General features: G+C 68.6%; 1 pseudogene. It reads left to right on the forward strand.

The features are described 5' to 3' along the window. A pseudogene (locus QMX79_RS20910) lies at positions 1-255 on the forward strand (glutamine--fructose-6-phosphate aminotransferase); the annotation flags it as partial.

Raw genomic sequence — 255 nt, forward strand, 5'->3', positions numbered from 1 at the left:
CCGAGATCGGCGTGGCCTCCACCAAGGCCTTCACCACCCAGCTGGCCGCGCTGTTCCAGCTGACCGTGGTGCTGGGCAAGCTGCATGGCCGCGTGGATGCGGCGCAGGAAGCGGACTACCTGGAGCAACTGCGCTTCCTGCCGGGCAGCGTGCAGCACGCGCTGAACATGGAGCCGCAGATCGCTGCGTGGGCCGAGCGTTTCGCGCGCAAGAGCAGCGCCCTGTTCCTGGGCCGTGGCCTGCATTACCCGATCG

Origin of the sequence: Stenotrophomonas sp. PS02300, assembly GCF_029959395.1 — a bacterium.
Taxonomy (GTDB): domain Bacteria; phylum Pseudomonadota; class Gammaproteobacteria; order Xanthomonadales; family Xanthomonadaceae; genus Stenotrophomonas; species Stenotrophomonas maltophilia_AD.